The organism is Micromonospora sp. NPDC023737 (assembly GCF_040639715.1).
In the GTDB taxonomy this organism is placed as follows: Bacteria; Actinomycetota; Actinomycetes; order Mycobacteriales; family Micromonosporaceae; genus Micromonospora.
This window is the reverse complement of the sequence record NZ_JBFAAL010000018.1, coordinates 28,923-55,489: the sequence shown is the minus strand read 5'-3', so window position 1 is coordinate 55,489 and position 26,567 is coordinate 28,923. Positions and strand designations below refer to the sequence as shown.

Here is a 26,567-nt window from a genome sequence, read left to right as displayed (position 1 = left end):
GTCCCCCCGTGAACCTCACCTCCATCACCTCTCGCGCAACCACTGCGCTGGTTGCCGTCATCGCCGGATACGCCAGCTTCCGTCACATCGTCCAGGTCGCCACCGAGGCGGGCGAACACTCCTCGGTTGCCGTTGCTCTGCCGTTCGCCATCGACGGAGCGATCCTGGTTGGCACGCTGGCGATGCTCGACGACAAGCGCAGCAACCGGAAGCCTCGCCTGTCCGCTCGGCTCGCCGTGGCGTTCGGCATCGTCGCCACCCTTGCCGCCAACGTCGCGTCGGCTCACCCGACGTGGACTGCCCGAGCGGTTGCCGCCGTTCCCCCGGTCGCCTTCCTGCTCGCCGTCGAGGTGCTGTCTCGGCGGGGCAAGCTGATCAGCCAGCCTGAGCCGGTGAGCCGTCCGGTCATCGCGCCGAGCAAGCCTGAGCCGGTGAGCCGTCCGGTCATCGCGCCGAGCAAGCCTGAGCCGGTGAGCCCGCCGACCGCTCGGCCGACCGTTGAGCCGAGCAAGCCTGAGCCGGTTGCCGTCGAGCCGGTCAAGGCTGAGCCGGTCAAGGCTGAGCCGGTCAAGCCGACCAGCCAGCCGAGCAACAAGCCTTTCCCCCGTTCGCTCACCTCGGCTGACCGGATCATGTCGGCTCACCTCGCAGAGCCCAACGCCACCCACGCTCGGATCGCTGAGCTTGCCGGCGTCTCGCTGGCGACGGTGAAGCGGTACCGACCGACCCGCTCGGCTGGCTCGCCGTCCATGCCGCAGCCTGCGGCGACTACCGCCAACGGCATCATCCCTGAGCTTGCGGAGGTGGCGGCGTGACCGAGCTTGAGCGGGCTATCCGCAAGCTGCGGCGCAAGCACACCGTGTCGCGGGTGGCCTACCGGTACCTCTCCGGTAGGCCGCTCAGCGGCAAGACCGGCTACCCGTACCTGAGCCGGGGTGCTGGTCGGCTCGCCGGTTGGCAGCGTCAGGTGATCCGGCTCGCCGTACCGGCTACGGCTGCGCTGGCTGCGGCTCAACCTGAGCAGGTCGGCTCGCTGGCTGGCTCGGCTGCCGTGGTGGTGAGCTACCGGCTCAGGCGCAAGCTGACCATGCGCCGATTCAACCGCGAGTACATCGCGCCGACCCTGGCTGCCCTCGCGCCGGCGATGGGCTTGCAGACCGGCGTACGGCTGCACGTTGATCCGTCGTTGGGCAACCTCACCCCTCGGCTGGCCAAGCCTCTGAGCCCGGCTGAGACGGCCGTTCGTGCCTGGTACGGCGAGCACGTAGAGCCGGTGATCCGCTGGCTACCTGAGCGGGCTCAGCGGGCAGCCTGGTCGGTGCAGCGCAAGGCAGAGCCGGTCACCTCCCGGCTGGCTGCGTTCCGCCGGCCGACCGATCCCGATAAGGGCCCGCGTATCGAGCTGGTCGCAGACACCCCGTACCTCACCAGGGAACAACGGCAGCTCGTCTCCTCCATCATCGGCAGCAAGATCCCCGTGTCTGACCTGGTCGAGTCGTGGCACCAGGTCGGTCCGCGGGTAACGGCAACGTGGACGGTGCGTAAGCGTCCCCCGGCTCGGGTCGGTATCGACCAGGTCGCCGAGCACCTGCCCCGGCTGGCTGAGTGGGAGTTCTACATCGGGCAGGGTGCAGGCGATCAGCCGGTGATCCTGTCTCTGCGGGACGACTCCCCGCACATCGCCGTGTCTGCCGGTACGGGTGCGGGCAAGAGCGTGCTTGCCGAGCTGGTCGCCGTGCAGGTGCTCGCTCGGGGTGGCCGGGTGGTCATCCTCGACCGCAAGGGCTCGCACCGTTGGGCGCTCGGGCTCGATGGGGTCGACTACTGCACCCGACCCGAGCAGATGCATGACGCCCTGGTCCGGCTGGCTGCGCTCGCCGATGAGCGCAACACCCTCGCCCTGCACGAGCCGGAAGACTGGGACTGCGGTCCCCGGACGCTGGTCATCTGCGAGGAGTTGAACGCAACCATCGGGCAACTGGTCAACTTCTGGGCCGAGGCACGCGGCAAGGGTGACCCCAAGCGGTCCCCTGCCGTGTCGGGCCTGGCTGACCTGCTCTTCATGGGTCGCAGTGCCAAGGTAAACGTGCTGGCCATCGCGCAGATGCTGACCGCTCGGGCGATCGGCGGACCCGAGGCACGCGAGAACTTCGGCATCCGCTGCCTCGCCCGGTACACCGCCAACAACTGGAAGATGCTGGTTCCCGAGGCAGCCATGCCCCGGGCATCCCGCACCCTCGGCCGGTGGCAGGTGGTCATCGGCGGAAAGGCAACCGAGGTGCAGGTGGCCTACCTGTCCGCGAGCGAGGCTCGCTCGTTGGCGATGTCCCCGGACACGTCCCCTGCCCAGGTCAACGGGCCTATCAAGCCCTGCGGGGACAGGCTCACGCTCAAGGAAGCGTGCGCGAACGGCGTCCTGCCCTGGTCGTACGAGGCGACCAAGAAACGGATGCAGCGCCGAGTGGGTGACGTGCCCCTACCCCGCAACAAGCGCAACGGCGTGGACGTCTACGACCGGGCAGACCTGGTCGCTTGGGCCGGTACCGAGTAGCCCGACGCGCTGACCGACTGCCCGTCGCCCTGCCCAAGGGTGGCGGGCAGTTAGCTTGCCCCGGAGGCTTGCCGGTGAGCGTGGTCACGATGGCGCAACTTCCGCCCCCGTCAGGGCGGATACATGGGTAGAGGGTTCATCTCGGAGGCTTGTCGTGAGCGTGGTCACGATCTCCGGTAAGACTCCGAGATCCAGCCGGATACATAATTAGAGGCTTCACCGCCGAGGCTTGCCGGTGACCTCAGCCGCGGCACCCTGACTTCCGGGCCGATCGGCGGGGATATGTAGGTAGAGGGTTCGCCTCGCAGGCTTGCGAGTGAGCGTGGTCACGGCACGTTGACTATCGGCTCAGTCGGCCCGGATACATGGGTGGAGGGTTCACCTCGAAGACTTGCCGGTGAGCCCAGTCACATCAGCTTGTGAAACTCGAAGATCACCGGGGATATGTAGGTAGAGGCTCCCCTCCGAAACTTGCGAGTGACCCCGGTCACGATCGTCGCCAAGACTCCGCCACCGTGGCGGATTCATGGGTAGAGGGGTTCACCTCGGAGGCTTGCCGGTGAGTCCGCTCACATCAGCCGATAAAAGTCCAAGATCATCCCGGATACATAGGTAGAGGCTTCATCCGCCAGGCCAGTTGGCCTGGCTTTTTTCTGGCCCTGAGCCGGTATGTCAGGGCCTATCACCCACCAACCAGGGGGCAGCCAGTCAACGGCTGCCCCCTTCTTCATGCCCGGATGCGGGCGGAACGGAGGCGGCCAGCAGTGCACCTCATCGACGGCAGGAAGTACCTAGACACCAACGAAGCTGCGGAGCGCTTGGGGCTCAGCGCACGCACTCTGATCAACCAGCGAACCGAGCGCCGATCGCCGATGCGCTACGTCAAGTACCTCGGCAGGGTGCTCTACCCGCTGAGCGAGGTTGAGGCGTACGCCCGGACGGTGAGCCGTTGAGCGAGGAACTGCGGCGCATCGCCGAACGCATCGCCCAGGAAGCACCACCCCTCACCCCCGAGCAGCGAGCCAGGCTGCGCGGACTCTTCACCGGCAAGCAGGAGGTGGGCCAGTGAGCCGCAAGCGGAGCCGGCAGCCGGCGACGGCAAGCATCAGTCCCCCGTTCCGCATGACGCTCGACGAGTGGGCGCGAGACACGGGCATGACCGTGGACCAGGTGCGCGAGGACGTGGGCGCGCTGATCGCCAAGGGCTGGCTGATCCCGGTCGCCCCCGATGTGTGGATCATGACGGTCCCCGAGAGAGTGAAGACCCAGTGAGCAAGCAGAGAGCGGAGAGCCCGTTCCGCCCCCTGGACTTCATTCGAGGCGTCATGGCTGACGACAGCCTCGACACCCGCGAGAAGGCAGTGTTGGTCGCAGCGGCGATCGGGACCGACAACGCCAGCTTCAAGGTCAAGCGCAGCCTGTCCCGGCTCGCCGAGTCCGCGAAGTGTGACCGAGGCAGCATGTCGGAACTGGTCGAGCGCCCGCAGGTTGCTCGGTACTTCGCCAAGGTCGACCGACCGAATCGGCGACGGGTGGACATCTGGCTACGGCAAGAGCCGGCCGAACATGTCGACCCCGTCGACTCTCAGCATGTCGATCCCGTCGACATGTCGGGACAGCGGTTGTCGTTGCCGTCGACTCGACATGTCGACCCCATCGACGTCACATGTCGACCCCATCGACATGACATGTCGACCCCGTCGACACCATCTGCTCTCTATCTGCCCCCATCTGCTTCTACTCTGCCCATCGGCATCTTCGCCAAGCCGAGCCATTTCCCCGACAACGTCGAAGACTTCACGCCGGCCGAGGATGAAGACCCGTGGGCAGTGGCGATGCAGGCAACGCCGTAGGCCACCACCGCGCGGCACCCGCTTCGCACTGCGCCGCTGCGGTGCGTACCCCTGCCGCAGGCTTGCAGGCAGCGGCGAGGAGATGAGGCCCCGGAGGGGCCATCACCAGCAGAGCCAGTAGACGCCGGCCGAAGGCCGGCACTCACAGCACACCCAACACCAGCAGTAGCCGGCCGGAGGCCGGCTCTCTTCGTATGCCCTCAAGGAGCATCCACCAGTGAAGACCCTCTCCCGCGCCGACGCTCTCAAGGCTCGGCAACTCGCCGAACAGCGTTACGCCCTGGCCTTCGACGCCAAGGCTTCCGCCGCTGCGGATCTCGCCCGCTTGCGGGCGGCGGATGCCGCCCCCGATGTCATCGCCGCTGCGGTCGAGGCCCTGAGCCGGGCAACGGCTCTGGTCGCCGACGCCCGAAATGCACTCGATCAGGCCAGCCGCGTTCACAGCATCGCCGGGCGGGACGCTCGCCCGTGAGCCTTGCTCCCATCCTGCCGGCGCTTGTAGCCGAAGTGCTCAGGGCCCGCTACGACAGGCTCGACGTCGAGTCGAGCACGCCCCGGCGAGAGATCCTGCCGCCGCAGGTGCGGCCAGCGATCCGGCTACGCGGCCAGGGGCGGGCTCAGGTTAGCGGCGGAGGCGTGCTGATCAGTCGCCTCCTCGCCGTGACCTTCAACGACAGAGAGCCGCTGATGCTCTCGCCGCTCGACCTGGTCGACGACGTCACCGGCTTCGTGCTGCCGGCGTACATGGCGGCGCTGCCCGGCGTCGAGCTGAAGCTACGCCAGCGGAGGGCGACGCATGTCCGATCCGATGGTGGGCTGCGCGTTGCCGTTCACCACTGGTCCGCCTCAGCATCTCTTGCCGGCTGAGAGCCTGTCAGCCGTCAATCGTCCTCGCTCATGATCTGCTCGAACTCCTGCGGCGTGATCTCGCCCTGACGCAGCCGGCGCGCGTTGGCCGCGAACTTGCCGATGCCTGCACGGCCACGCGAGTCCAGCTCCGATGGCGTCCCCATCTCGCTGGCAACCATGAGCTTGTCGAACTCGTCCCTGACTTCCTTCGGGTTCCCCATGTCCATCTCGTGATCATGACGGATTCAGGGCTTGCAACACATCCCACGGGCGGCCATCTGGCCGCCCTTCGTCGTATCTGAAAGAAGGTTCACCACCCCGTGGCTACTGCCAAGAAGAACACCACCCCCAACCCCGTCGAGGCCCTGGCCCAGGCCCGCGCTCTGGTAGCCCAGCGAGAGGCGGAGTACGTCGAGGCCGAGGAGCGAGACGCCGCCCTCCCGGCCCGGCTGGCTGCCGGCGACGACAGCGTGACCGCTGCCGAGCTGACCGATGCCGCCAACGGTGTGCGTCGGGCCAAGCTCCTGCTCGACGCCGCCCGTGAGGCGATCCCTGCCGCGGAGCGCGCCGTCAAGCTGTACGAGGGGCGCACCAACCCGGTGCTCGCCGAGTACCTGCGCGCCGTCATCGAGGAGAATCGGTTCCACTTCGGTCTGTTCGGGGTGCCCGTCGAGGTTGTGCCCGAGCGTCCGGTGAACCCGGCTGGCCCGGCGGCGTACCTGTACCAGACCGAAGGCACTGACTTCGACTATCAGACCGGCAGGCAGACGGGCATCGTCAACCTCATGGTCGTGGTTCCCACCGAAGCGCTCGGCTCCGTCCAGGCGGCGTGCGGCGCGGCGATCTACAAGTTCATCCGCGACGCCGGGCACGCCGAGGTGCGGAACAGCACCGTCACCCACCCGGACCACTTCGTTCTCTCGGTCTATCTGAAGCACCTTGAGCCGCTGATGCCGGTGATCGAGGAGCGGTCGACCGCAACCGGCACCGGCCTGGCTCAGCAGCTGGGAGGGCTCGCCGCCGTTCGCAGCAAGCAGTGGATCGACGACCCGCGTACCGACCGGTGGGCGAACGTGCACACCGTCATGTACCGCAAGCCCTCCGGCGAGGTGGTCTCGCAGTCCCGCGACGGCGACACCGTCCGCCGGACGGTGCGGGTGCAGTTCACCGTGCACGGCATCAACCAGAACGTTGACTTCCCTGAGCTGTCCCGCTTCGTGGCCGGCGCTATCGAGGACGCCTCCGGCATCTTCTCCCCCGGCCTCGGTCGGGTCGAGTCGGCCAAGGTGATCCGTGGGGAGGAAACCAAGGTTGGCGACGGCACTGTCAGGCGTTCGGGCTTGATCGTCACGGCTGAGCTGGTCTTGATCAGCAAGGCTGCCGCCTGACGGACGGACTGGGCAGGGTGCTCCGCGGAGTGCCCTGCCCTGCCCCTGTTCTCGGTGCATCAACGCATGGCGACTCAACCCTGGAACCGCTGGCACTCATGCCGGCTACGGCACTGCACCAGGCCGCATCGCGCCCGTGGCCTCTGCAACACGCACTACCGCCGGTGGAGACGTAATGGCCACCTCGCGCTGACCATCGGCCAGGAACCGCACGCGGCTGAGCCGTGCGCCTGGTGCGGCAGCCGTGTGCCCGTCAAGAGCGGGCGTGTCTCCCTCTACTGCCGCGACGCCTGCCGCGCCAGTCACAAGCGGCTGAAGCGGCGCGAGAACGCCGTAGGCGCCACCCCCTGACAACGGCATCCCTGATCAACAACAGGCGCTCTCCGTGGCTCTCAGCGGGCTACGGAGAGCGCCCTATCTCTGTATGGAGACAGACCTCAGTGAGCATGACCATCGAGCAACAGCGGGCACTCAACGGCGAGTGCATCCAGTGCGGCACGCCGCTACCCGAGGAACGCAGCGGCAAGCGCGCCTACTGCGATGAAGCCTGCCGACGCCGGCACGATCGCGCAGAGCGCCGAGCCGAGACGGCCACCGTCGACCGGCGTGCGTGCGAGCACTGCGGCGGCGCGATGACCGGCAAGCGGGCCGGAGCTCGATACTGCGCCAAGCGGTGCGCTACCTCGGCAGCGCGTCTGCGGCAGCCGGCGGCCGGGCCTGCGGGAGCGTGCCGGCGCTGCGGCGCGACGTTGCCGCCCAAGCCGCAGGGCAAGCGCGGGCCGGCATCGGCCTACTGCGGAGACAGGTGCAAGGCCAAGGCCAAGCACGCCCGCGCCTACACCCCGAGGCCACGGCAGAGCAGCCGGCCGGCGCAGCAGAAGTACAGGCCGGGGCACCGGTTCGGAGACCTGGTGCTTGTCGAGCGCCAAGGCTGGGCCAACGGCACTCAGTACGTTCTCTGCCGCTGCGACTGCGGCAACGACAAGCGGGCAGGGCTTCAGAACCTCGCTCGCGGCCTGGTCGTCAACTGCGCCGACCGCAGCCGGCATCCCGACCCCAGAGCCCGGCAAGAACAGCCGAGTGACTATGACTCAGTGCACAAGCTGGTCAACAGGGTCAGGGGAAGCGCCACCGCCCACCGTTGCCGATGCGGCAAGCAGGCCGAGCAGTGGGCGTACTCGCATGCTGACCCTGACGTGCTGCGTGACGGGCAGGGCAGAGAGCAGGGCAAGCCCTTCAGCCCGAATCCCGCCCACTACTCGCCGATGTGCCGAAGCTGCCATGCTCGATTCGACCGGGCGCACGCCCGGATCTTCGGTGAGCGGCTCTCGCTGTTCCATCACGTGCTCTGGACGGTCACCACCCCTGACGACGAACCGACCATGAGCTGATCGAAGTGCGCCTATCGACCTTGAAACCGTGGCACCGCATCTCCCGGGGATGAATCCCGGTAGCGCCAGGGATACAGGGTCGATAGGCGTCCTGATCACTGCTACACGGTGGCAAGATGGCCGCTGCTATCACTTGGCGGTCGGGAAGGCGGGCCCTAAGGGGTCATATCCCCACCCTGGCTGGGCTCGACCCTGATGCCGAGGGCTGCGTTGCTTGCCACCCACTGCTCCCACGTTCGCTCAGGAGCGTTGGCGAGGTGACGCCGGAGCCACGCCTCGCGGGCGGCCTCCTCCGCTGCGGCCCGCTCCTCGCGGCGGCTTCTCTTGGCGGCGCTCATCCCAAGCTTCTCCTGGCCGGCATGCAATCTCTATCGGGCTAGCGTGTGCCTGGGTAACGGCTGGTCAGCGGCTACCCGCCACTACGGCCCAACGGCCGGGATCACACCCCACGCACGGGACATGCCCGACTGAGCGTGACTGCCTGGCGACACCAGTCACGCAGGATCGACCTACGGCGGGATATGTCCTAGGGTCGCCAGAGTGAAGATCGCACCAACGCTGAAGAGTGTTCCGACAGGGCCAGACACCTCCAAGCCCAGGGCTGCCGAGTTCTTCGCCGGCATCGGCCTTGTGCGCCTAGGCTTGGAGCAGGCCGGCATCAGCGTCGTGTGGTCCAACGACATCGAGCCAGCCAAGCAAGAGATGTACGAAGGCCACTTCGGCAAGGACGACGGCCACGCCTTCGTGCCGGGCGACGTCGGTGAAGTCAAGGGCAGCGACATGCCCTCCAATCTTGACCTTGCCTGGGCATCCTTCCCTTGCACCGACCTCTCTCTGGCTGGCTGGCGCAGAGGACTCAGCGGCAGCGAGTCATCAACCTTCTGGGGCTTCACGAAGGTGCTGGACGAGATGGGGAAAGACGCTCGCCCGCCCGTCGTCGCGCTTGAGAACGTGGTCGGCTTCGCCACCAGTCATGGCGGCGAAGACTTGGCGACTGCCATCCGCGAACTCAACCGGCTCGGCTACTCGGTAGACGTGTTGACGCTTGACGCGCGACGCTTCGTGCCGCAGTCGCGTCCCCGCCTGTTCGTCGTCGGGGCTCTCAACCCGCCGGAGGATGAGCCGGTTCCCAACAGCGAGCTTCGTCCCGATTGGCTCCAAGCCCCGTTCGGTGACCCCACCTTGAAGACCCACCGGGCTGCGCTGCCCACGCCGCCGCCTCCGCTCACCTCTGGTCTCTCTGGCCTTGTGGAGCAGGTCGGGCCTGACGGCTGGTGGGAAGACAAGCGCCGCGATGCCTTCATCTCCTCCCTGTCGCCCATTCAGGCCGAGCGCCTTGAGAAGCTGCGCGAACAACGGGAGGTCTCGTACCGGACGGCCTACCGCCGAACCCGCAACGGCGTTCCGGTCTGGGAGATCCGGCCTGACGACATCTCTGGCTGCCTGCGGACGGCACGCGGCGGCTCCTCCAAGCAGGCGATCGTTGAGGTAGGTAACGGCAGCGTGCGGGTCAGGTGGATGACCGCGTTGGAGTACGCCCGGCTCATGGGCGCGGGTGACTACCGGATGGACGGCACACGCCGCAACCAAGCACTGTTCGGGTTCGGCGATGCTGTCTGCGTGCCCGTTGTCTCTTGGCTCGCAGAGCACTACTTCCTTCCCCTGATGAACGGCGAAATGCAGCCGCGCCAACTGGCCGCTGTCGCCGGCTGACCGTCGCGAGGAGCGCGGACCATGGAGATCCAGGGCAGGCCCATTCAAGACACGCTCCCGTGTCATCACGACTTTCCCTCGGACAGGATCGGGGCGACCAAGAGCATTCTGCGGAACCTTTCGGACACAAGTCCTCACCTTCTCCATTCAGCAGACATCCAGCAAGAGGACTGGCTTCCCCTGCTGCGTGCCGCCATCGAGAGCATGCGCGGCGAGAGTTCCGCGAACCCGGTGGAGAAGCAGCGGTTCATCGCCGCTGTGCTTCAGCACTGCCAGCAACAGAAGACGATCGAGTCGTGGGGCTTTATCGGTAGTGGCGGCCGTCAGGACTACCGAGTCTCGCTGCCTGACGGCACGACGGTGGCGATCGAGGCGAAGGGCTGCCTTGACGGCAACAACACCGCGATCTGGGATCGGCCCAGTTGGGCGGATGAGTTCGTGGTCTGGGGTCTCTGCCCCGAAGGCTTGGCGAAACCTCCGGGCAAGGGCGCATGGTCGGGCATCGCAACTCGGCTGATGCCGAAGATCGTTGCCGAACGAAAGGTGGTTGACGCCTTCGTTCTTTGGGACGGGCGCTGCGGCTCGGCCCGGCGCATTTGCCCTAAAGCCTTTGGGGTCGATGGGCCGTTGAGGTCGCAAGCTACGGACATTGTGGGGCAGGTCGGCAAGGAAGCATGGATCCCACCGCCGTGCATTTACCTCTTCCCGAGGTCGTACCCGACGGTCCCCCACAACCGCAAGCCAGCCATCCACACAGTCAACACCGCTCGCTTCTCCCGCGCCTTGCTGGAAGCGTTCAACGTGCCCGAGGACAAGCAGGCGGCTTACGTCCATTCAGTCGAGGTGGAGGCGAGGGGGAGCAGCGAGGGTACGGAGATCCAGGTGACCGCTGTCTCCCGCTGCTGGCCTGACGGCGACGATCGGGTTGTGTCCGGTAGGTGGAAGCCGGTCAGGCGAGAGGCGTAAAGGGCCGAAGCTTGCGGCGTACCATCGCGGCATGGCGGACAGTTCCTGGGCGTCGACCCCTGCCGTGCGGCGGTCGATGCGATCGAACCGAAGCCGCGACACCAAGCCCGAACTCGTCCTGCGTCGCGCCCTACACGCCAAGGGACTCCGGTACAGGGTCTGCGCTCGGCCCTTGCCGGACCTGCGCATGAAGGCAGACATCGTGTTCCGGCCCGCTCAGGTGGCCGTAGAGGTCCGGGGCTGCTTCTGGCATGGCTGCCCTACGCACTACCGTCAGCCGATTGCCAACAGCGACTACTGGGTGGCGAAGGTGGCCCGGAATGTCGCTCGGGATGAGAAGAACAGCAAGGCTCTTCAAGACGCGGGATGGTTGTTGATCTCTGTGTGGGAGCACGAGGATCTGAGCGCCGCAGCGGAGAACATCGATCACGCCGTCCGGCATCGGCGAGAACGTCTGTAATCGCCCATCACTGCTCTTCGTCCGGCTCCTTGTCTCGACGTTCAAGCTCCCGCACCACGAACATCGCTCGCCGATGCCGGCGAACCAGGGCGGCGAACAGGCCGGGCGCTCTCGGCTGTCGCCGAGCTGCCGCACGGGACGGACGAGACATGTCCCTCAGGAACTCAGCACCCGTGACCCAGGTGGCCAGCAGGTACGGCAGCAGGAGACACCCGATCAGCGCGCAGAGGGCTTCGACCATGCCCGGATGCTACGCATCGCGACCGGGCGGCCACGTCCGCCGACCAGGTCGAACAGGGTCACACCAACCCACGCTCTGCCCACGTCTGGCTATCCCCACGCCACCTGGAGTTGCCCAGCCGAGTGGGGTTGAGCGAGCGTGCACCCCGGTACGTCTTGCCCACGCGTAGGTCGAGCAGGAGCGACACCACGTCGCGTTGCTGGCCGATGGTCAGCGCATCCCACCTCTGCTCGACATCGGGACCGACCAGGTCTCGCACGAGCGGCGGCACGTCGACATGCTGTGCCCTGCTCTCGGCTGCCTCGATCTCGGCGAGCAACTGCCGCTCGATGCTGGCGAGACCAGCGGGAGTGATCTCCCCGCGTGCCGCTGCGGCATACCATTCATCGAGCCGGGCGCGCTTCTCCTCGACCTCCTGCCGAGCCTGCTCAGGCTCCCCCGCGTCCTCTGTCGGGGTGAGCAGGTCGAGCGCATCGGGGCGAGTCAGCCGAGCCATGAGCACAGTCACCACGAACTGCTCAAGCACGGTCGTCTTGATCGAGACGCAGAACTTGGCGGCACACAGGTAGGCGTAGTGCGTGCGGTTCTTCTGCACCCGCATCCGTCCGTCACACACGTCGCAGACGGCGGCACCGGAGAGCAGGTGTCGCACGCTGCCGTCTCGCTGTGTCTTCCGCCGAGGGTCGGTCAAGATCGACCGGCACACCGCGTACGTCTCGTCATCGAGGATCGCCGGCCAGTCGGCATCGCCCACGATCTTCCCGAGGTGCACCCGCTTCCCGATGTACCCAGGGTTCTGCACCATCCGGCCGACCTGGCTGAGCGACCAACCCTGAGCGCCACCCCGGGGAGTCGGAATGCCTCGGGCGTTGAAGTCCAAGGCGATCGACCGACAGGCTTCACCGTTGGCAACCCGCTTGGCTGCCTCGCGGACCACCGCGGCCTGCTCCTCGTTCTCTACCTGGGCGATGAAGTTGCCCCGGTCGTCGTAGGTCCGCCGGTACCCGTAGAGCAGCTTCCCGTGTGGCTTCCCGCTGGCAGCCTTGGCGCGCACCGATCGCAGGATGCGCTCTCGCGTCTTCTCGCTCTCGTACGCCGAATCGACGCCGTCTTCTGCCAGGGTGCGCCAGTCCCGGGGGTTCTCAAGGTCGTACGTCCGTCGATGGGTGACCACATGGATTCGGACTTGACGGCGACGGCAGAGGTTGAGCAACCCTGCCCAACCCTCAAGCTCTCGACCACCACGCGACGACTCCCACAGGATCAGCACGTCAACGTGTTCAGTGGCGAGATATTCGAGCAGCTTGGCGTACTCTTCCCGCTGCTTGCGGGCGTAGCGGCTCGCTGACCGGTCGTTGTCCACGAACACCCGGGCAACGGTCCAAGCCTTGTCGGCTGCGTCTTGCTGACACTCCTGCTCTTGCTCGCCAACCGACCTGCGCTGCCGCTTGTCGTCGTCGCTCACGCGGGCGTAGATGACGGCGACGACTGCCGCGCGAAGCCCTGCTCTCGTTCCACCCATAACGTGCTACCGTAGCACTACCCCCAAGGAACGTTCGCGCCGGACACAGCGTTGAGGTGGGTCATCCCGGTGGCCCGGAAGTCCTCTTCGACGGTGGGCAGCAACCGGCTGGTGTCACCCACCACCAGCCCGGGCAGCAGACCACCCCGCGCGTCGGGGAGCGGCGCGCAGGCACGCTGCAGCCCGGCGCGGAGCGATCCGGCGGCACGCTGAGCCCACGACGGTGCGCCCCGCCGGACCGGTGGCCCGCTGGCGCTGAGCACGGCCGCCGTCAGGTCGCCACCCCGCGGGACGCCGAGTCGCCCCTCGGCGGTCAGCCGCTGCCCGGGCAGCAGCCCCCGCCAGGCCGGGTGCGCGGCCAGCACCAGAACCTGGACCGGTGCGCCGAGCCGTCGGCCGTCCGACTCGGTGAGAGTGACCAGCTCCGTGGTGACCAGCAGGGTGGCGGGGCGACCGGGATTGCCGCGGATCGGTCGGGGATCGTCGCGGACCACGAGTTCGGCCGTGATGCTCGCGCGCTGCTCCGCGAGGGAACGCAGTGCGTCGGCGTCGCGTACGGCCAGCCGAGCGGCGCCGACCGTGCCACCGCAGACGACGCCGAGGGCCACCGCGACGGCGATCCAGCCGTGTCGCCGGGCCCACCGCCCGGGCCGCCCGAGCAGGCCGACCAGGTGCAGCGCGCCGACTGCGGAGAAGACGGCCGCCAGCACCGCGGCGATCAGCACGGTCGCGGCGCCGAGGTGCAGCCCGGCCAGTGCGGTGAGCCAGGTCGCCACCGCCAGCCCGGCCAGCCGCAGATCCGGCACGCCGCCGGCCACGATCGTCTGCGCCGGTCCGGGGCCTCCACCTGGATCGATCGGGGTGCCGCTTCCGTCTGGTGTCGCGCTCACACCGTCACCAGTTCCTTGAGCTGCTCGTAGCGGGCGTCGCCGATGCCGTCGACCTGGCGGAGCTCGCCGACGGACTTGAAGCCGCCGTGCTGCTCCCGGTGGGCGAGGATGCGTTGGGCGAGCACCGGGCCGACCCCGGGCAACGCGTCGAGGTCCGCCAGGGTCGCCGTGTTGAGGTTGACCGGCGCGCCGGCGACCGGGGCGGCACCTGCGGCCGGCGCTCCGCCGGCGACGGGTTGCCCGGCAGCGGCGGGCGGCGGAGTCACCCCGACTACGATCAGCTCGCCGTCGGCCACCTTGCGGGCCGGGTTGAGCAGGGCCACATCCACGCCCGGCAGCGCCCCACCGGCAGCCTGGACGGCATCGGCGAGGCGCGCGCCGACCGGCAGCCGCACCAGCCCGGGGCGGCGGACCTTGCCGGCGACCGCGACCACCAGCTCGGCGCTCGGACTGGCCACGGGTTCGACGACGCCGTCGGTCACCGGCACGGTGGCGCCGGCCACGGGCGGAACCGGCTCCGCCTGCGGCCGCGACCGCCAGGCCCAGAACCCGGCGGCCACCACCACCAGCACGGCGACGGCCGCCAGCGCACGCACCCCGCGCCGCCCCGGGTCGAACGCTCCCGGGCCGGGCAGCCGGCGGGCCGCCGATTCCGATCCGCCCGGGACCGACGGCTCGTCCGCGACGACGCCAGCCGGCGAGGTGGGCCCGGACTCCAGTGGCCGGCGGTCAGCGGAGGCCGGCCGCAGGAGCCGATCGACGTGCGAACCGGCGGGTGGGTCGGCTCCGACGTCGGCCACCGGCTCGGCGGACAGCTCGCCGGACACCAGCGCGGCAGACGCACCGGGCGTGGCTGCCGCAGGGGACGCCGGCAACGGCTCGGCGGACACCGATCCGGGCGGCGGTTGCGCGGTCAGCCGCAGCAGGCGGCGGCGTACCACGGTCTCGTCGTCGTGTGACACGGCGTGACGCTACGGCGACACTCCGCCTGCGCGCGGCCCGCAGCTCGTCACCTGTGGACGGTCGCCGTCCTGTGGACAACCCCCTGATCATGACGGCATCTGCTAGGACCGGTGTCGAAGTCACCGGCCGGCCTGCGGCGAGCCCGGACGACGACCGGCCGGCGGACGCCCGGGTCGAACCGACCGGCGCGCGTCACGGCACCAGGTCGAGATGTTCCTTCAGCATGTCGTCGGTCGTCGCCTAGAGTGCGGTCGCGAGGGTGCCCACATCGTTCGTCGGAAAACGGTCTTGGACGCTCTCGTTCTCGTCTCCGCGGGCACCCCTTGGACCACACCACCAGGAGGAACCAGTGTCATACCCGCAACTGCTCACCCCCGAGGAGAAGCTCGCCGACGCGAAGAAGCTGTTGAGCCTCCCACGTATCGTCGCGATCTGCGGCTCCACCCGCTTCATGACCGAGATGAGCGAGGCCGATCTGCGGGAGACCAAAGCCGGAAGAATTGTCGTCAAACCGGGCTGTGACATGAAGTCGCCGCACGAACTTTGGTCCGATCCGGTCGAGGCCCAGGCGCTGAAGGTTCGACTCGACGATCTGCACCGGGCGAAGATCCGCCTCGCTGATGAGGTACTCGTGGTCGGCGACTACATCGGAGACAGCACCCGGGCCGAAATCGCCTACGCCCGGTCGCTGGGCAAGCCCGTGCGGTTCACACACCCCGAAGTCGACCCTGACGCCTGACCGCCCGCTGCCAACCTCGACACCAGGGCCAGCAGCAGCCACCGCCTGACCGTCGGTGGCTTCGACCGCCGCCCGCCCCGCACCCTCCGCAAGCATCGACCACCTGGGGGCCGTCATCCGTGGCCCCAGCGATCAGGGCCGGCTGGCGTCGGGTGCGCGACGGTGCACGACGACCCCGGCCAGGCCCGGTCCCGCGTGCGCCGCGACGACCGCACCGGCCTCCGACACGTACGTCTCGCGCACCCGGTCGCCGAGCCGCTCGGTCAACGCGGCGAGCAACGCCGCCGCCCGCTCGGCGGCGGCGAGGTGGTGCACCCCCAGATCGACCTCGGCATCTCCGGCTGCCTCGACGGCCAGGTCGACCAGGCGGGCCACGCCCCGGCTGGCCGTACGCACCTTGTCCCGCAGCACGATCGCCCCATCGGGCATGTGCATGATCGGCTTGACCGACAGCGCGGTCCCGAGCAGTGCCTCAGCCGCGTTGATCCGACCGCCGCGGCGGAGGAACTCCAGCGTGTCCACGTAGAAGTAGATGGTGGTCCGGGCTGCGGCGTCGACCGCGGCGCGACGTACCCCGTCGAGCTCCGCGCCCTGCGCGGCGGCTGCGGCGGCCGCGAGCACCGGGAAGCCCAGTCCCATGCCCGTGGAGCGGCTGTCGACCACGGCGACCCGGCCGCCCAGGCCGTCGGCTGCGAGTCGGGCCGCCTCGACCGTTCCGGACAGTTCCGCCGACAGGTGCACCGACACCACGCCGTCCGCGCCGGCGTCGAGCAGGCGGCGGTACGTCTGCGCGAACTGCTCGGGGGCGGGGCGGGAGGTGCTCGCCGTCAGCCGGCGGGCGCCGAGGGCCCTGGTCGCGTCTGCCGGCGAGACCTCCACCCCCTCCAGCCCTTCCACGCCGTTGAGCACGACGGTCAGGGGCACCACGGTCAGCCGGTGGGCACGTACCAGCTCGGCCGGGAGATAGGCGGTGGAGTCGGTGACGACCGCGACGGGCATGTCCGGCACGCTAGCCCATGCCGCCCGTCACCACGAGGCCGCGCGTCACGACGACGCGGGCGGCTGCCCATCGGGCGGGTCGCGGCGCAGCCGACCCGGCCCTGGCGCGGCCGAAGGCACCGGCGAGACGGCGTCGGCTCAGACGGCGTCGGCGACCACCGGAGCGACGACCAGGCCGACGTTGTGCGCCCGCAGGTGCCAGCCCCGTACGTCGTCGTGGCGCAGCTCCGTCCAGTGGCAGTTCTGCAACGAGCCCACCGTCCGCAGCACGGATGCGTCCCAGCCGAGCAGGTGCCCCACGCCCTGACGCGCGCCGCCGCCGTGCGTGGCGACCACGACGGTGCCGCAGGGAGCGGCAGCCGCAGCGGCGGTCAGGGCCGCCCCGACCCGCTTGCCGAGATCGTGCAGCGTCTCGATCTCGGCACCCGGGTCCGGGTCCCCGGCGCGCCAGCGGGCGTACTCGTCGGGAAAGCGCTCGGCGACCTCGGTGAGGGTGAGGCTCTGCCAGCGCCCGAAGTAGCGCTCCCGCAGCCGGGCGTCGCTGGTCACCGGCAGTCCGGTCACGGCCGCGAGCGCGGCAGCGGTGTCAGCGGCTCGGCTGAGGTCGCTCGCCACGATGGCGTCCGGGCGCAGCGCGGCGAGCAGCGGCGCGGACGCGCGCGCCTGCTCCCGCCCGAGGTCGTTCAGGGGTACGTCGGTCTGCCCCTGGACCCGGTCAGCGGCGTTCCAGTCGGTGTTGCCGTGCCGCCAGACGATCAGCCGGGTCATTCGGCCGCGGAGCCGGCGCCGGACTCGGCGTCGACCAGGGCCCGGTCGACGAACGGGATGGTCGGGCAGTCCTTCCACAGCCGGTCGAGGGCGTAGAACTCACGCTCCTCGGTGTGCTGGACGTGCACCACGACATCGACGTAGTCGAGCAGCACCCACCGGCCGCCACGCTCGCCCTCCCGCCGCACCGGCTTGGCCTTCTCAGGCAGCTCCAGCAGGCGTTCCTCGATGGCGTCGACGATGGCGAGCACCTGACGCTCGTTGGGGGCGGCGGCGAGCAGGAACGCGTCGGTGATGGCGAGCTGGTCACCCACGTCGATGATGACGATGTCCTGCGCCTTCTTGTCGGCGGCGGCCTGCGCCGCGGCGGTCGCCAGCTCGTACGCGCGTTCGGAAACTGTCACCGTTCTCCTTCGATCAACCGTGCGACCCTTCAAGCGTCTCACACGTCGCGCCGTCCAGGCTCGTCAGTTCTGGCCGTTAACCCCCTCAACCAGGGGCATACCGGGCTTATCACCGCTGGTAGAGACCTCGCTTGGCGATGTACTGCACCACACCATCCGGCACCAGGTACCAGACCGGCTCCCCCCGTGCGACGCGCGCGCGGCAGTCGGTCGAGGAGATGGCCATGGCCGGCACCTGCACGAGACTGACCGTGTCGGCGGGCAGGTGCTTGTCGGTGAGCTCGAAGCCCGGCCGGGTCACGCCGATGAAGTGCGCCAGTTCGAAGATCTCGTCCAGGTCCTTCCAGGACAGGATCTTCTCCAGCGCGTCCGCTCCGGTGATGAAGTAGAGCTGGACCTTGGGGCCGTACGCGGCCTGCAGGTCACGGAGCGTGTCGACGGTGTACGTCGGGCCACCGCGGTCGATGTCGACGCGGCTCACCTGAAAACGGGGATTGGAGGCGGTGGCGATCACCGTCATCAGGTAGCGGTCCTCGGTCGGGCTGACCGGTGTGTCGGTCTTCTGCCACGGCTGACCGGTGGGCACGAAGACCACCTCGTCCAGCCCGAACCGGTCCGCCACCTCGCTCGCCGCGACTAGGTGCCCGTGGTGGATCGGGTCGAAGGTGCCACCCATGATCCCGATCCGCCGGATATCTTCCTCCACCCAGTGATCGTAGGCCGGAGGCCGGCGCGGGCACCCTCGGTGGTGACGTGGCCCGCACCACGCGCCCGCCGGACCGCTCCGGGGCGCGACGGTCAACCGGCGGCTCTTCCACCTGAGCTCACTCCGCGCGCCGCACCGTCAAAGACTCCCCCCGCACCGCCGAAGACTCCGCGCCCCCGCCCCGCGCCGTCAAAGACGTTGCGCTCGCGACACTCGGATCCGTATATTCGTCTACAAGTAATCGTGTACGAAGGAAGGGAGGGCCCGTGCCGAAGCAACGCCGAGTCGGCAACCTGCTCGCCCTTGCCGTGCTCTCCGCCCTCGCCCGGCGGCCCATGCACCCGTACGAGATCGCCACGACCCTGCGTGCCTGGGGCAAGGACCAGGACATGGACATCAAGTGGGGGTCGTTCTACACGGTGATCCGCAACATGGACCGGCACGGCCTGATCGAGGCCGTGGAGAGCGTGCGCGCGGGCCGGCGCCCCGAGCGCACGGTCTACCGGATCACGGACGAGGGCCAGGCGGAGATGCGCGACTGGGCGCGGGAGCTGGTATCCACCCCGGAGCCGGAGCATCACCGGTTTCGGGCCGGGCTCAGCGTGCTGGCCGTCCTGCCGCCCGACGAGGCGGTGGCGCTGCTACGTCAACGCCTCTCGAAGCTGGAGGAGGCCCTCCGGGTCGGGCGCGACGCCCTCGCGGAGTACCAGCGGCAGCTCCCACGGCTGCTCCTGGTCGAGTCCGAGTACGAGCTGGCCGTCCAGGAGGCCGAGGCCGCCTGGGTCCGCGACCTGCTCGCCGAGTTCACCGCCGGCACCTATCCAGGGCTCGACCAGTGGCGCACCTTCCACGAGACAGGTGAGCTGCCACCCGAGCTGACCGGACCCACTGAGAGGGGCGACGCGACGCAGTGAGACGGACGGCCCCGGCGCGGTGCGCCAACACCGCGCCGGGGCGCATACCTCGGCACCGCACCTGGGAAGGTGCTCGGCCCCGAAGCGGCAACCACGAGGATAGCCGGGCTTCCCTCCCAGGTAGGTGCGCCAAGGCGGACAGCGACGACAGCGTCGGCGCCGCCACGCGCGCCGACACAGCACGTCGGCGCGACCACGCACGCACCGACGACAGCGCGTCGGTGCCACCCACCCGCATCGACCACCAGGGAGAGGAACATGACGACAGTTAGAACCGCCATCGTCATCGGCGGCGGGATCGCCGGCCCGGTGACCGCGCTCGCACTGAACCGAGCGGGCATCACGGCGACCGTGCACGAGGCGTACCCGAGCATCGCCGACGGCGTCGGCGGCACCCTCGCACTCGCCCCCAACGGCGTCGCCGCGCTGGGCGTCGTCGGCGCCGACCGCGCCGTCACCGCGATCGCCACCCCCATCCACCGCACGGTGATGGCTTTCGGCCGTAAGACCGTCGATCTGCCGGGCCTGGCCGACGTACCGCCACTGCGGATAGTCCACCGGGCCGAGCTGCATCGGGCGCTGCACGACCACGCCGCCGCCGAGGGCATCGTGATCGAACACGACAAACGTCTAGTCGACGTACGGGAGAGCGGAGACGGCGTCACGGCGCTCTTCGCCGACGGCAGCAGCGCCACCGCCGACGTCCTCGTCGGCGCCGACGGAATCCGCTCCACTGTGCGTACGCTCGTCGACCCGGCCGCGCCGGGTCCCCGCTGCACCGGCCTGCTCGGTTTCGAGGCGGTCGCCCGGCACGAGGTGTCCACCGAACCGGGCACCATGACGTTCGCCTTCGGTCGGCAGGCGTACTACCTCTACTGGCCGGAGCCGGGCGGCGGCACGCGATGGGGAGCGAACCTGCCGCAGGAGCGTCCGATGACGCTCACCGAGGCACGCACGGTGTCCCCGCAGGAGTGGCTGCGCAGGCTCCGCGCCGCGTACGGCGACGACGAGCCCGGCGCGCGACTCGTGGCGACGAGCGATCCCGAGGGCCTCCAGGCGGTGGGCTCCCTGCTGATCATGCCCCCCGTGCCGCGCTGGCACCGGGGCCGGATGGTGCTGGTGGGTGACGCGGCGCACGCGCCGTCGAACAGTTCCGGCCAGGGCGCCTCGCTGGCGATCGAGAGCGCCGTGCAACTCGCCCGCTGCCTGCGGGATCTGCCCGACGTCCCGTCGGCCTTCGCCGCGTACGAACGGCTTCGGCGGGCCCGGGTGGAGCGGATCGCCGCGCGGGCGGCACGGATCAACCACACCAAGGGCCCCGGTCCGTTGGCCAGGACGCTCATGCCGCTGCTCATGCCGATGCTCATGCGGACCGCCATGAACCCGGAGCGGATGCTAGGGCCCGAGCAGCGTCACGTCATCGACTGGGACGCTCCGGTCACCACCGAGCCGGCGTTGCGCTGACGGCCCCAGGGGTGCGCGCCTGGGTGCGCACCCCTGCGCCGAAGCGCCCCGCCACCTAAGTGCCCCGCCGGCTGAACACCCCGCCGCCGAAGTGCCCCGCCGGCTGAGCGCGCGGTCGGCGGGGCGGCGGGTCCGAGGGTGTCAGGCGGTGGCGGCCGCGACCGCCGTGCGGACGATCAGCGCCCGGCGCAGGTCGTCGTCCGCGTCGGTGACCACCCGGCGCAGGCCGGGCGTCAGGTCGTCGCGAGCCAGCAGCGCCGCCGCCGCCTCCCGGGTGGGCTGCGCCACCGCGTAACGGGGAAAGGCGAGGCCGGCGACCCGGTCGGCCGTCCAGGGCGTACGCAGCCGTGCGGTGGCCGGCATGTCGGCGAAGTACCGCTCGACGTACGGCGAGGTCAGCTCGGCCTGCTCGGGTTGCCAGAAGCCCTCCGCGGCGGCCTCCACCAGCCGGTTGGAGAGTTCCGTGTTGCTCACCACGATTTCCCAGGCGGCCCGCTTGGCGTCCGCCTCGGGAAGCGCGGCGCGGCACCGGGCAGCCCGTTCGGCGCCGGCCGCGCTGCGGTCGGCCGCGGCCTCGGCGGCGATCTCCGGCTCGCCAGCCGCGCCGAGCACCACCAGGCGACGCAGCACCGCCCAGCGCAGCTCGGCGTCGACGGACAGTCCCGTCGGCACTCCCCGGCCGGCGAGCCAGCCGACCAGCAGGTCGGTGTCGATAGTGGCGCTGATCAGCCCGCGCGCGGCGGCGAGTTGGAGCGACCCGCCGGACGGCGCGCCGCGCAGCAGGGTGGCGCAGGCCTCCGCGATCAGGGCGAGCGACGCCTCGCGGTTTGCCGCGTCGAGATAGCGGTCGACCAGCGATCGGCTCTGCGCCAACAGGTCCTCGGCGATGATCACCTCGGTTTCGGCGGGAAGCGCGGCGGCGATCAGCGAGACCAGCCCGCTCACCGGCCGCTCCCCGTCGGTCGCCGCGTCCAGGGCCTCCCGCCAGAGCAGCGCCCGGGCCAACGGATCGGCCAGGCCGGGCAGCACCAGCGGCACGGCGTCCGCCGAGGCGGGGTCGAGGCGTACCTTCGCGAAGGTGAGGTCGCCGTCGTTGGGCAGTAGCAGTCTGGCGGCCGGTAGGCCGGTCAACTCGTCCAACACCGTCCGGCCGTCGGGCGCGTCGGCGGCCACGTCCACCTCGATGCGGTCGACCGTGCCGTCGGCGGCGTACCGGCTGACACCGATGCGGTGCGGACGCAGCACCGGGTGCGACTCGGGCGCGGTCTGCACCATGGCGACTTCCCGGTAGCGTCCGTCCACGTCGACGGTCACCTCGGCCCGCAGCGTGTTCACCTGCGCCCGGCGCAGCCAGCGCTCGGCCCAGTCGGCGAGGTCACGACCGCTGGCCGCCGAGAGGCTGGCCAGCAGGTCGGCGAGCGTCGCGTTGCCGAACCGGTGCGTCGCGAAGTGGCGGTTCAACCCGGCGAGGAACGCCTCGTCGCCCAGCCAGGCGACCAACTGTCGCAGCACGCTCGCGCCCTTGGCGTACGAGATGCCGTCGAAGTTCAGCAGGCCCTCCGCCGCGTCGACCACCTCCTGCGGGGCGACGGGGTGAGTGGAGGGGCGCTGGTCGGCCGCGTATCCCCACGCCTTCCGGCGCAGGGCGAACGTGGTCCACGCCCGGTCGAACCTGGTCGCCTCCGCGGTCACCCGGGTGCCCAGGTAGTCGGCGAAGGACTCATTGAGCCAGAGGTCGTCCCACCAGCGCATGGTGACCAGGTCACCGAACCACATGTGCGCCATCTCGTGCGCGATGGTGGTGGCCCGCCTCTCACGCTCGGTGTCGGTCACCGCGGACCGGAAGACGAGGTCGTCGCGGAAGGTGACCAGGCCCGGGTTCTCCATGGCGCCGGCGTTGAACTCCGGCACGAACGCCTGGTCGTACTTGCCGAACGGGTAGCGCTCGGCGAACAGCTCGTGGAACCGGTCGAAGCTCTGCTTGGTGACGGTGAAGATCTCTTCGGCGTCGGCGTCGAGGTGTTCGGCCAGCGACCGGCGGCAGTAGACGGCGAGCGGGATCCCGTCGTGCTCGTCCCGCCGGACGTGGTACGGCCCCGCGATCAAGGTGAAGAGGTACGTGGAGAGCGGCCGGGTCGGGGCGAACTCCCAACGCCCGGGTCGTGGCGTGGCGACGACCTGCTCGTTCGCCGCGACCGTCCACTCCGGGGGTGCGGTGACGGTGAGCGTGAACGACGCCTTCAGGTCGGGCTGGTCGAAGGCGGCGAAGATGCGCTGCACGTCGTCGAGGAACGACATGGCGTAGAGGTAGGTCTCCCCGTCGGCCGGGTCGACGAACCGGTGGAGCCCCTCACCCGTGTTCGAGTACGCCATCTCCGCCTCGACGGTCAGCGTGTTGCGCTCCCGCAGCCCGCCCAGCGGAAGCCGGTTGTCGGTCAGCAGCGCGGGGTCGAGGTCGTCGTCGTTGAGGCGTACCGCCAGCAGCTTCGCGGGCTTGACCTCGACGAACGTCTCGACGCCGGGAACCGCCCGGAACTGGATCGTCACGTGAGAACGGAACAGCTCCGCGCCACCGGTCAGGTCGAGGTCCACTTCGTAGGACTCGACGGTAATCGCCGCGCCACGCGCGGTCGCCTCTACACGGGTAAGGCTGGGCATCCGCTTATCCTGCCCGATGGGGATCCATATGTGCTTCCCGCCTTCGACCGTGCACTGGAGGAATGACCATGGCTCAGCACCCCAAGGGAGACTTCGACCTGTCCCGGGCGGTCTGGCAGCGGGCCGATAGTGACACCTCCGACAGCGCCGTTGAGGTCGCCTTCGTCGATGACCTGATCGGGATGCGCAACTCCGCCGAGCCGGACGGGCCGGTCCTGGTCTTCACGCAGGCCGAGTGGGACGCGTTCGTCGCCGGCGCCCAGGACGGCGAGTTCGACCTGGCTTGAGGCCACCTGCACGCCGGGCGTGACCGGCACGGTCCGGCGGAGGAGCGGTACGGGTTCGCGACGCCGCCCCTCCGGCCGGCGAGCCGGGTCACGAATCACCGTCGCCCCAGCCGAGCCCACCCGGGCCGGGTGCGTGGTGGAAGCCTGGGTGACCGGCCACGTCGACGCAGTGCTCACCGTCCGGGCCGACCGCGCCGCAGAAGAGTCGTTCGGCCCGGTGCCAGGCGTCGGCCGCCGAGAGGGCTGCCGCACCGAGTGCCAGTTCGGGCCGGAGCAGGCTCAGCGCCTCGGCGTAACCGACGGCCAGTTCGCGGGCCTGCGCCGGGCCGGCCGCGACGAAGCCCAGGTGCACCGTGAAGTGCCGAGGCGGTGGGGCGGGCCGCCGTGGCGGCGCGATCAGCGGGGTCTCCACGGCACCCGACGCCAGGTTGAGCGGACCGAGGCCACCCGCCCTGCCCGGCCCGCCGCCCGGCGCACCGGTCGTCCGCCGCCACCGCGACGAGCTGTTTCCCCGCATTCCGCCTCCCCGTGACCCGTGTCCTCACCGGCGTGCCCGCTCGCAGCGCCGGACGGCGCTCCACGGGGCTGAGCCGCTCACCGCAGCCAACCAGGTTTCCGCGCTCCTGGGAGGGGCCAGCGGACGTCGCGATCCGCTGGCCCCTCCCCCGACGGCCGCCGCTCGGGATTCAGCGCCTCCGGACCTGGGTAGACGGCACTCGGCCGAGGGAATCGCCCCGCCGCCACCGGCGTCAGGAGGGCCTGATGGCGAGCATCCCGACCGACCGGAGCCCGGATAGCAGCCTCGCGTTGCTCCGCGAGGGCTACCGGTTCATCGGCGCACGCTGCGACCGGCACGGCAGCGACATCTTCCAGGCCCGGTTGCTGCTGCGGCGCACCATCTGCCTGCGCGGACGGGACGCCGCGACGCTCTTCTACGACGCCGACCGCTTCGAGCGCGCGGGCGCCATGCCGTTGCGGGTGCAGCGGACGCTGACCGGGCGCGGCGGGGTGCAGGGCCTCGACGACGCCGCGCACCGCGAACGCAAGGCGATGCTGATGTCGCTGATGACACCGACCGCGATCCGTCACCTGGGTCAGCTCTTCGACGACGAATGGGCGGCCTACCTATTCCGCTGGGAGCAGGCCGGCACAGTGGTGCTCTATCCGGAGCTGGGCCGGCTGCTCACCCGGGCGGTCTGCGCCTGGGCCGGGGTGCCCTTGACCGACGGGCAGGTCGACCGGCGCACCGCAGACCTGCACGCCATGCTCGGAAGCGGAGCGGCGGTCGGGCCGCGGCACTGGCGAGGCCTGCTCGCCCGTCGCCGGGGCGAACGTTGGCTGGCCGAGCTCGTCGACAGAACCCGCCGAGGCACGTTGCCCGCCCCCATCGGCAGCGCACTGCGGGTGATCGCGGAGCACCGCGACGAACAGGGGCGCGTCCTTCCCCGCCGGATCGCCGCCGTCGAACTGCTCAACGTGCTGCGGCCGACCGTGGCCATCGACCGGTTCATCGTGTTCGCCGCGCTCGCCCTGCACGACCACCCGGCCTGGCGGCACCGGGTCCGCGACGACGACACGGCCACCGAGAGTCTCGTGCAGGAGGTCCGGCGGTACTACCCGTTCTTTCCGGCGGCCGCCGCGCGGGTCCGGCGCTCCTTCGACTGGCAGGGGTACCACTTCCCGCAGGGCCGGCGGGTGCTGCTCGACCTCTACGGGACCAATCACCATCCGGCGCTCTGGCCCGAACCCGACCGATTCCGCCCGGAGCGCTTCGACGGCGGCCCGCCGAACCCGTTCGGGCTGATTCCGCAGGGCGGCGGGGAACACGCGACCGGCCATCGCTGCGCCGGAGAGTGGATCACCATCGAGTTGATGAAGCGCGCGGTGAACAACCTGACCAGCAGGATGCGGTACGACGTGCCACCGCAGGACCTGGCGGTGAGCCTGCGCCGGATGCCGGCGCTGCCGCCGAGCGGATTCGTCATCACCGGCGTACGTCGCACCGCCTGACCGGTTCCCCCGCCCGGCGGAACCGGACCTTCCGCACCTGTTCCGGCATTCCGCTGCGCCGTGGGGCACCTCGACTACAAAATTGAGGACCGTCGGGCTGCGTCACGTCACCACCTCGGACCATGAGGTGAACGCTCCTCACAACCGACGCCCGACGACCGCGGGCGGGACGAATCTCGGAGGTGGCATCGATGGCACGGGACGCGCGCGGCGGCCGACCGGCGGGGCCCAAGCCCCGGGTGCAACTGGCTGCCGTGGCGGTCGCCGTGGTCTTTCTCCTGGTAGGCGCGCTGGGCTTCGTCCCCGGTGTGACCACCGACTACGACCAGTTGTACGGCGCCGGGCACCACTCGGGCGCGAAGCTGTTCGGCGTCTTCCAGATCTCGATCCTGCACAACGCGGTGCATCTCTTCTTCGGCCTGCTCGGCCTCGTGATGGCCCGCAGTCTCGCCGGTTCCCGGCTCTACCTGGCCGGCGGCGGCGCGGCCTACCTCGGCATCTGGCTCTACGGGTTCGCGATCAACCAGCACGGCGCGGCCAACTTCCTGCCGGTGAACAACGCCGACAACTGGCTGCACCTCGGGCTGGGCTTCGGCATGCTCGTCCTCGGCCTGCTGCTCTCCAACCGGTACGGCACCGGCGGACGCCTGGACACCCCCGCCGGCCGCCCCTGACGTCCCGACGCCACCGGTACACGTTCGCGCAGCGCCACCGAACGGTCGGTCAGTCCTGTCCGGCGCCGTCATCCGAACGGGTGCTCCCGCGCCGACCGACGCCGGTCCGGTTTGCCCGTCGAGCCCGCTGGGCAACGGACGGTTACCGGATCACCGC

Annotated in this window: 28 protein-coding genes and 1 pseudogene; 18 read left to right on the top strand and 11 right to left on the bottom strand. The window is 69.9% G+C overall.

The window, feature by feature from the left end; genetic code table 11:
• Nucleotides 1–8: 8 nt before the first annotated feature.
• The 7 genes from AB0F98_RS27360 (at nucleotide 9) to AB0F98_RS27330 (ending at nucleotide 5,271) form a co-directional block, all read left to right on the top strand.
• The gene (locus AB0F98_RS27360) at nucleotides 9–815 is read left to right on the top strand and encodes a DUF2637 domain-containing protein (RefSeq protein ID WP_357740923.1); all 807 of its coding nucleotides are present in this window, start codon (nucleotides 9–11) and stop codon (nucleotides 813–815) included.
• Complete coding sequence (locus tag AB0F98_RS27355; RefSeq protein ID WP_357740920.1) at nucleotides 812–2,551, top strand: type IV secretory system conjugative DNA transfer family protein; 1,740 nt, start codon at nucleotides 812–814, stop codon at nucleotides 2,549–2,551. Before AB0F98_RS27360 ends, AB0F98_RS27355 begins: the two co-directional genes overlap by 4 nt.
• A 764-nt stretch (nucleotides 2,552–3,315) precedes the next feature.
• Nucleotides 3,316–3,504 carry a helix-turn-helix domain-containing protein gene (locus tag AB0F98_RS27350; RefSeq protein WP_357740917.1) on the top strand — a complete coding sequence of 63 codons (189 nt, stop codon included), beginning with the start codon at nucleotides 3,316–3,318 and terminating at the stop codon, nucleotides 3,502–3,504.
• Nucleotides 3,505–3,616: 112 nt separating this feature from the next.
• A complete protein-coding gene (locus tag AB0F98_RS27345) occupies nucleotides 3,617–3,823 on the top strand; it encodes a hypothetical protein (protein WP_357740914.1) in 207 nt (68 codons plus the stop codon).
• Entirely contained in the window at nucleotides 3,820–4,404 is a 585-nt protein-coding gene (locus AB0F98_RS27340) for a hypothetical protein (RefSeq protein ID WP_357740911.1), read from the top strand. Before AB0F98_RS27345 ends, AB0F98_RS27340 begins: the two co-directional genes overlap by 4 nt.
• 217 nt (nucleotides 4,405–4,621) lie before the next feature.
• Complete coding sequence (locus AB0F98_RS27335; RefSeq protein ID WP_357740908.1) at nucleotides 4,622–4,876, top strand: hypothetical protein; 255 nt, start codon at nucleotides 4,622–4,624, stop codon at nucleotides 4,874–4,876.
• Nucleotides 4,873–5,271 carry a hypothetical protein gene (locus AB0F98_RS27330; RefSeq protein WP_357740905.1) on the top strand — a complete coding sequence of 133 codons (399 nt, stop codon included), beginning with the start codon at nucleotides 4,873–4,875 and terminating at the stop codon, nucleotides 5,269–5,271. Before AB0F98_RS27335 ends, AB0F98_RS27330 begins: the two co-directional genes overlap by 4 nt.
• Nucleotides 5,272–5,285: 14 nt before the next feature.
• Here the strand turns inward: AB0F98_RS27330 and AB0F98_RS27325 are convergent, their stop codons facing one another.
• On the bottom strand, nucleotides 5,286–5,480 hold the full coding sequence (locus AB0F98_RS27325) for a hypothetical protein (protein WP_357740902.1): 195 nt from the start codon (nucleotides 5,478–5,480) through the stop codon (nucleotides 5,286–5,288).
• 93 nt (nucleotides 5,481–5,573) lie between these two features.
• Between AB0F98_RS27325 and AB0F98_RS27320 the strand changes: the two genes are divergently transcribed.
• From AB0F98_RS27320 to vsr, 5 genes are all read left to right on the top strand, one after another.
• Nucleotides 5,574–6,641, top strand: a complete 1,068-nt coding sequence (locus AB0F98_RS27320) for a hypothetical protein (protein ID WP_357740899.1) — start codon at nucleotides 5,574–5,576, stop codon at nucleotides 6,639–6,641.
• Between the two features lie 440 nt (nucleotides 6,642–7,081).
• Nucleotides 7,082–8,032 (top strand): hypothetical protein, encoded by a 951-nt coding sequence (locus AB0F98_RS27315; protein ID WP_357740896.1) that lies wholly within the window; start codon nucleotides 7,082–7,084, stop codon nucleotides 8,030–8,032.
• Between the two features lie 540 nt (nucleotides 8,033–8,572).
• Nucleotides 8,573–9,745, top strand: a complete 1,173-nt coding sequence (locus AB0F98_RS27310) for a DNA cytosine methyltransferase (RefSeq protein ID WP_357740893.1) — start codon at nucleotides 8,573–8,575, stop codon at nucleotides 9,743–9,745.
• Between the two features lie 21 nt (nucleotides 9,746–9,766).
• Complete coding sequence (locus tag AB0F98_RS27305) at nucleotides 9,767–10,711, top strand: hypothetical protein (RefSeq protein ID WP_357740890.1); 945 nt, start codon at nucleotides 9,767–9,769, stop codon at nucleotides 10,709–10,711.
• 31 nt (nucleotides 10,712–10,742) lie between these two features.
• On the top strand, nucleotides 10,743–11,171 hold the full coding sequence (gene vsr / locus AB0F98_RS27300) for a DNA mismatch endonuclease Vsr (RefSeq protein ID WP_357740887.1): 429 nt from the start codon (nucleotides 10,743–10,745) through the stop codon (nucleotides 11,169–11,171).
• A gap of 7 nt (nucleotides 11,172–11,178) precedes the next feature.
• On the opposite strand, the gene AB0F98_RS27295 is transcribed toward vsr, so the two are convergent.
• The 4 genes and pseudogenes from AB0F98_RS27295 to AB0F98_RS27280 form a co-directional block, all read right to left on the bottom strand.
• Nucleotides 11,179–11,412 (bottom strand): hypothetical protein, encoded by a 234-nt coding sequence (locus tag AB0F98_RS27295; protein ID WP_357740884.1) that lies wholly within the window; start codon nucleotides 11,410–11,412, stop codon nucleotides 11,179–11,181.
• A gap of 58 nt (nucleotides 11,413–11,470) precedes the next feature.
• The gene (locus tag AB0F98_RS27290) at nucleotides 11,471–12,934 is read right to left on the bottom strand and encodes a recombinase family protein (RefSeq protein WP_357740881.1); all 1,464 of its coding nucleotides are present in this window, start codon (nucleotides 12,932–12,934) and stop codon (nucleotides 11,471–11,473) included.
• Nucleotides 12,935–12,963: 29 nt separating this feature from the next.
• A pseudogene (locus tag AB0F98_RS27285) lies at nucleotides 12,964–13,791 on the bottom strand (ComEC/Rec2 family competence protein); the annotation flags it as partial.
• A 29-nt stretch (nucleotides 13,792–13,820) separates the two neighbouring features.
• A complete protein-coding gene (locus AB0F98_RS27280) occupies nucleotides 13,821–14,699 on the bottom strand; it encodes a ComEA family DNA-binding protein (RefSeq protein WP_357741069.1) in 879 nt (292 codons plus the stop codon).
• Between the two features lie 437 nt (nucleotides 14,700–15,136).
• Between AB0F98_RS27280 and AB0F98_RS27275 the strand changes: the two genes are divergently transcribed.
• Complete coding sequence (locus AB0F98_RS27275) at nucleotides 15,137–15,526, top strand: hypothetical protein (protein ID WP_357740878.1); 390 nt, start codon at nucleotides 15,137–15,139, stop codon at nucleotides 15,524–15,526.
• A gap of 132 nt (nucleotides 15,527–15,658) precedes the next feature.
• Here the strand turns inward: AB0F98_RS27275 and AB0F98_RS27270 are convergent, their stop codons facing one another.
• The 4 genes from AB0F98_RS27270 to nadD all read right to left on the bottom strand — a co-directional run bounded on the left by AB0F98_RS27270 (nucleotide 15,659) and on the right by nadD (nucleotide 18,403).
• Nucleotides 15,659–16,525 (bottom strand): DegV family protein, encoded by an 867-nt coding sequence (locus tag AB0F98_RS27270; RefSeq protein ID WP_357740875.1) that lies wholly within the window; start codon nucleotides 16,523–16,525, stop codon nucleotides 15,659–15,661.
• 138 nt (nucleotides 16,526–16,663) lie between these two features.
• Nucleotides 16,664–17,293: a histidine phosphatase family protein gene (locus AB0F98_RS27265; RefSeq protein ID WP_357740872.1), complete on the bottom strand. Its 630-nt coding sequence runs from the start codon at nucleotides 17,291–17,293 to the stop codon at nucleotides 16,664–16,666.
• A complete protein-coding gene (rsfS, locus tag AB0F98_RS27260) occupies nucleotides 17,290–17,697 on the bottom strand; it encodes a ribosome silencing factor (protein ID WP_076473283.1) in 408 nt (135 codons plus the stop codon). Before rsfS ends, AB0F98_RS27265 begins: the two co-directional genes overlap by 4 nt.
• Nucleotides 17,698–17,806: 109 nt before the next feature.
• Nucleotides 17,807–18,403, bottom strand: coding sequence for a nicotinate-nucleotide adenylyltransferase (gene nadD, locus AB0F98_RS27255; RefSeq protein ID WP_357740868.1), 597 nt, complete (start codon nucleotides 18,401–18,403; stop codon nucleotides 17,807–17,809).
• 266 nt (nucleotides 18,404–18,669) lie between these two features.
• Between nadD and AB0F98_RS27250 the strand changes: the two genes are divergently transcribed.
• Both AB0F98_RS27250 and AB0F98_RS27245 read left to right on the top strand, forming a co-directional pair.
• Entirely contained in the window at nucleotides 18,670–19,317 is a 648-nt protein-coding gene (locus AB0F98_RS27250) for a PadR family transcriptional regulator (protein ID WP_357740865.1), read from the top strand.
• A 258-nt stretch (nucleotides 19,318–19,575) separates the two neighbouring features.
• Complete coding sequence (locus AB0F98_RS27245; protein ID WP_357740862.1) at nucleotides 19,576–20,781, top strand: NAD(P)/FAD-dependent oxidoreductase; 1,206 nt, start codon at nucleotides 19,576–19,578, stop codon at nucleotides 20,779–20,781.
• 141 nt (nucleotides 20,782–20,922) lie between these two features.
• Here the strand turns inward: AB0F98_RS27245 and pepN are convergent, their stop codons facing one another.
• Nucleotides 20,923–23,439: an aminopeptidase N gene (pepN, locus tag AB0F98_RS27240; RefSeq protein ID WP_357740859.1), complete on the bottom strand. Its 2,517-nt coding sequence runs from the start codon at nucleotides 23,437–23,439 to the stop codon at nucleotides 20,923–20,925.
• A gap of 68 nt (nucleotides 23,440–23,507) precedes the next feature.
• On the opposite strand from pepN, the gene AB0F98_RS27235 reads away from it, so the two are divergent.
• A complete protein-coding gene (locus tag AB0F98_RS27235) occupies nucleotides 23,508–23,726 on the top strand; it encodes a DUF397 domain-containing protein (RefSeq protein WP_357740856.1) in 219 nt (72 codons plus the stop codon).
• A gap of 88 nt (nucleotides 23,727–23,814) precedes the next feature.
• Here AB0F98_RS27235 and AB0F98_RS27230 read toward each other — a convergent pair whose 3' ends face one another.
• Nucleotides 23,815–24,243: a hypothetical protein gene (locus AB0F98_RS27230; protein WP_357740853.1), complete on the bottom strand. Its 429-nt coding sequence runs from the start codon at nucleotides 24,241–24,243 to the stop codon at nucleotides 23,815–23,817.
• A 245-nt stretch (nucleotides 24,244–24,488) separates the two neighbouring features.
• On the opposite strand from AB0F98_RS27230, the gene AB0F98_RS27225 reads away from it, so the two are divergent.
• Together AB0F98_RS27225 and AB0F98_RS27220 are read left to right on the top strand one after the other, a co-directional pair.
• Nucleotides 24,489–25,736: a cytochrome P450 gene (locus AB0F98_RS27225; protein WP_357740850.1), complete on the top strand. Its 1,248-nt coding sequence runs from the start codon at nucleotides 24,489–24,491 to the stop codon at nucleotides 25,734–25,736.
• A 191-nt stretch (nucleotides 25,737–25,927) separates the two neighbouring features.
• Nucleotides 25,928–26,410: a DUF4383 domain-containing protein gene (locus AB0F98_RS27220; protein WP_357740847.1), complete on the top strand. Its 483-nt coding sequence runs from the start codon at nucleotides 25,928–25,930 to the stop codon at nucleotides 26,408–26,410.
• The last annotated feature ends 157 nt before the right edge of the window (nucleotides 26,411–26,567 follow it).

Excerpts from the sequence above, each read along its gene's own strand:
- AB0F98_RS27325 (WP_357740902.1), bottom strand. The coding sequence starts at position 5,480 with ATGGACATGGGGAACCCGAAGGAAGTCAGGGACGAGTTCGACAAGCTC.
- AB0F98_RS27265 (WP_357740872.1), bottom strand. The coding sequence starts at position 17,293 with ATGACCCGGCTGATCGTCTGGCGGCACGGCAACACCGACTGGAACGCC.
- AB0F98_RS27225 (WP_357740850.1), top strand. The coding sequence starts at position 24,489 with ATGGCGAGCATCCCGACCGACCGGAGCCCGGATAGCAGCCTCGCGTTG.
- AB0F98_RS27290 (WP_357740881.1), bottom strand. The coding sequence starts at position 12,934 with ATGGGTGGAACGAGAGCAGGGCTTCGCGCGGCAGTCGTCGCCGTCATC.
- AB0F98_RS27235 (WP_357740856.1), top strand. The coding sequence starts at position 23,508 with ATGGCTCAGCACCCCAAGGGAGACTTCGACCTGTCCCGGGCGGTCTGG.
- vsr (WP_357740887.1), top strand. The coding sequence starts at position 10,743 with ATGGCGGACAGTTCCTGGGCGTCGACCCCTGCCGTGCGGCGGTCGATG.
- AB0F98_RS27230 (WP_357740853.1), bottom strand. The coding sequence starts at position 24,243 with ATGCGGGGAAACAGCTCGTCGCGGTGGCGGCGGACGACCGGTGCGCCG.
- AB0F98_RS27220 (WP_357740847.1), top strand. The coding sequence starts at position 25,928 with ATGGCACGGGACGCGCGCGGCGGCCGACCGGCGGGGCCCAAGCCCCGG.
- AB0F98_RS27270 (WP_357740875.1), bottom strand. The coding sequence starts at position 16,525 with ATGCCCGTCGCGGTCGTCACCGACTCCACCGCCTATCTCCCGGCCGAG.
- AB0F98_RS27245 (WP_357740862.1), top strand. The coding sequence starts at position 19,576 with ATGACGACAGTTAGAACCGCCATCGTCATCGGCGGCGGGATCGCCGGC.
- AB0F98_RS27295 (WP_357740884.1), bottom strand. The coding sequence starts at position 11,412 with ATGGTCGAAGCCCTCTGCGCGCTGATCGGGTGTCTCCTGCTGCCGTAC.
- pepN (WP_357740859.1), bottom strand. The coding sequence starts at position 23,439 with ATGCCCAGCCTTACCCGTGTAGAGGCGACCGCGCGTGGCGCGGCGATT.
- AB0F98_RS27305 (WP_357740890.1), top strand. The coding sequence starts at position 9,767 with ATGGAGATCCAGGGCAGGCCCATTCAAGACACGCTCCCGTGTCATCAC.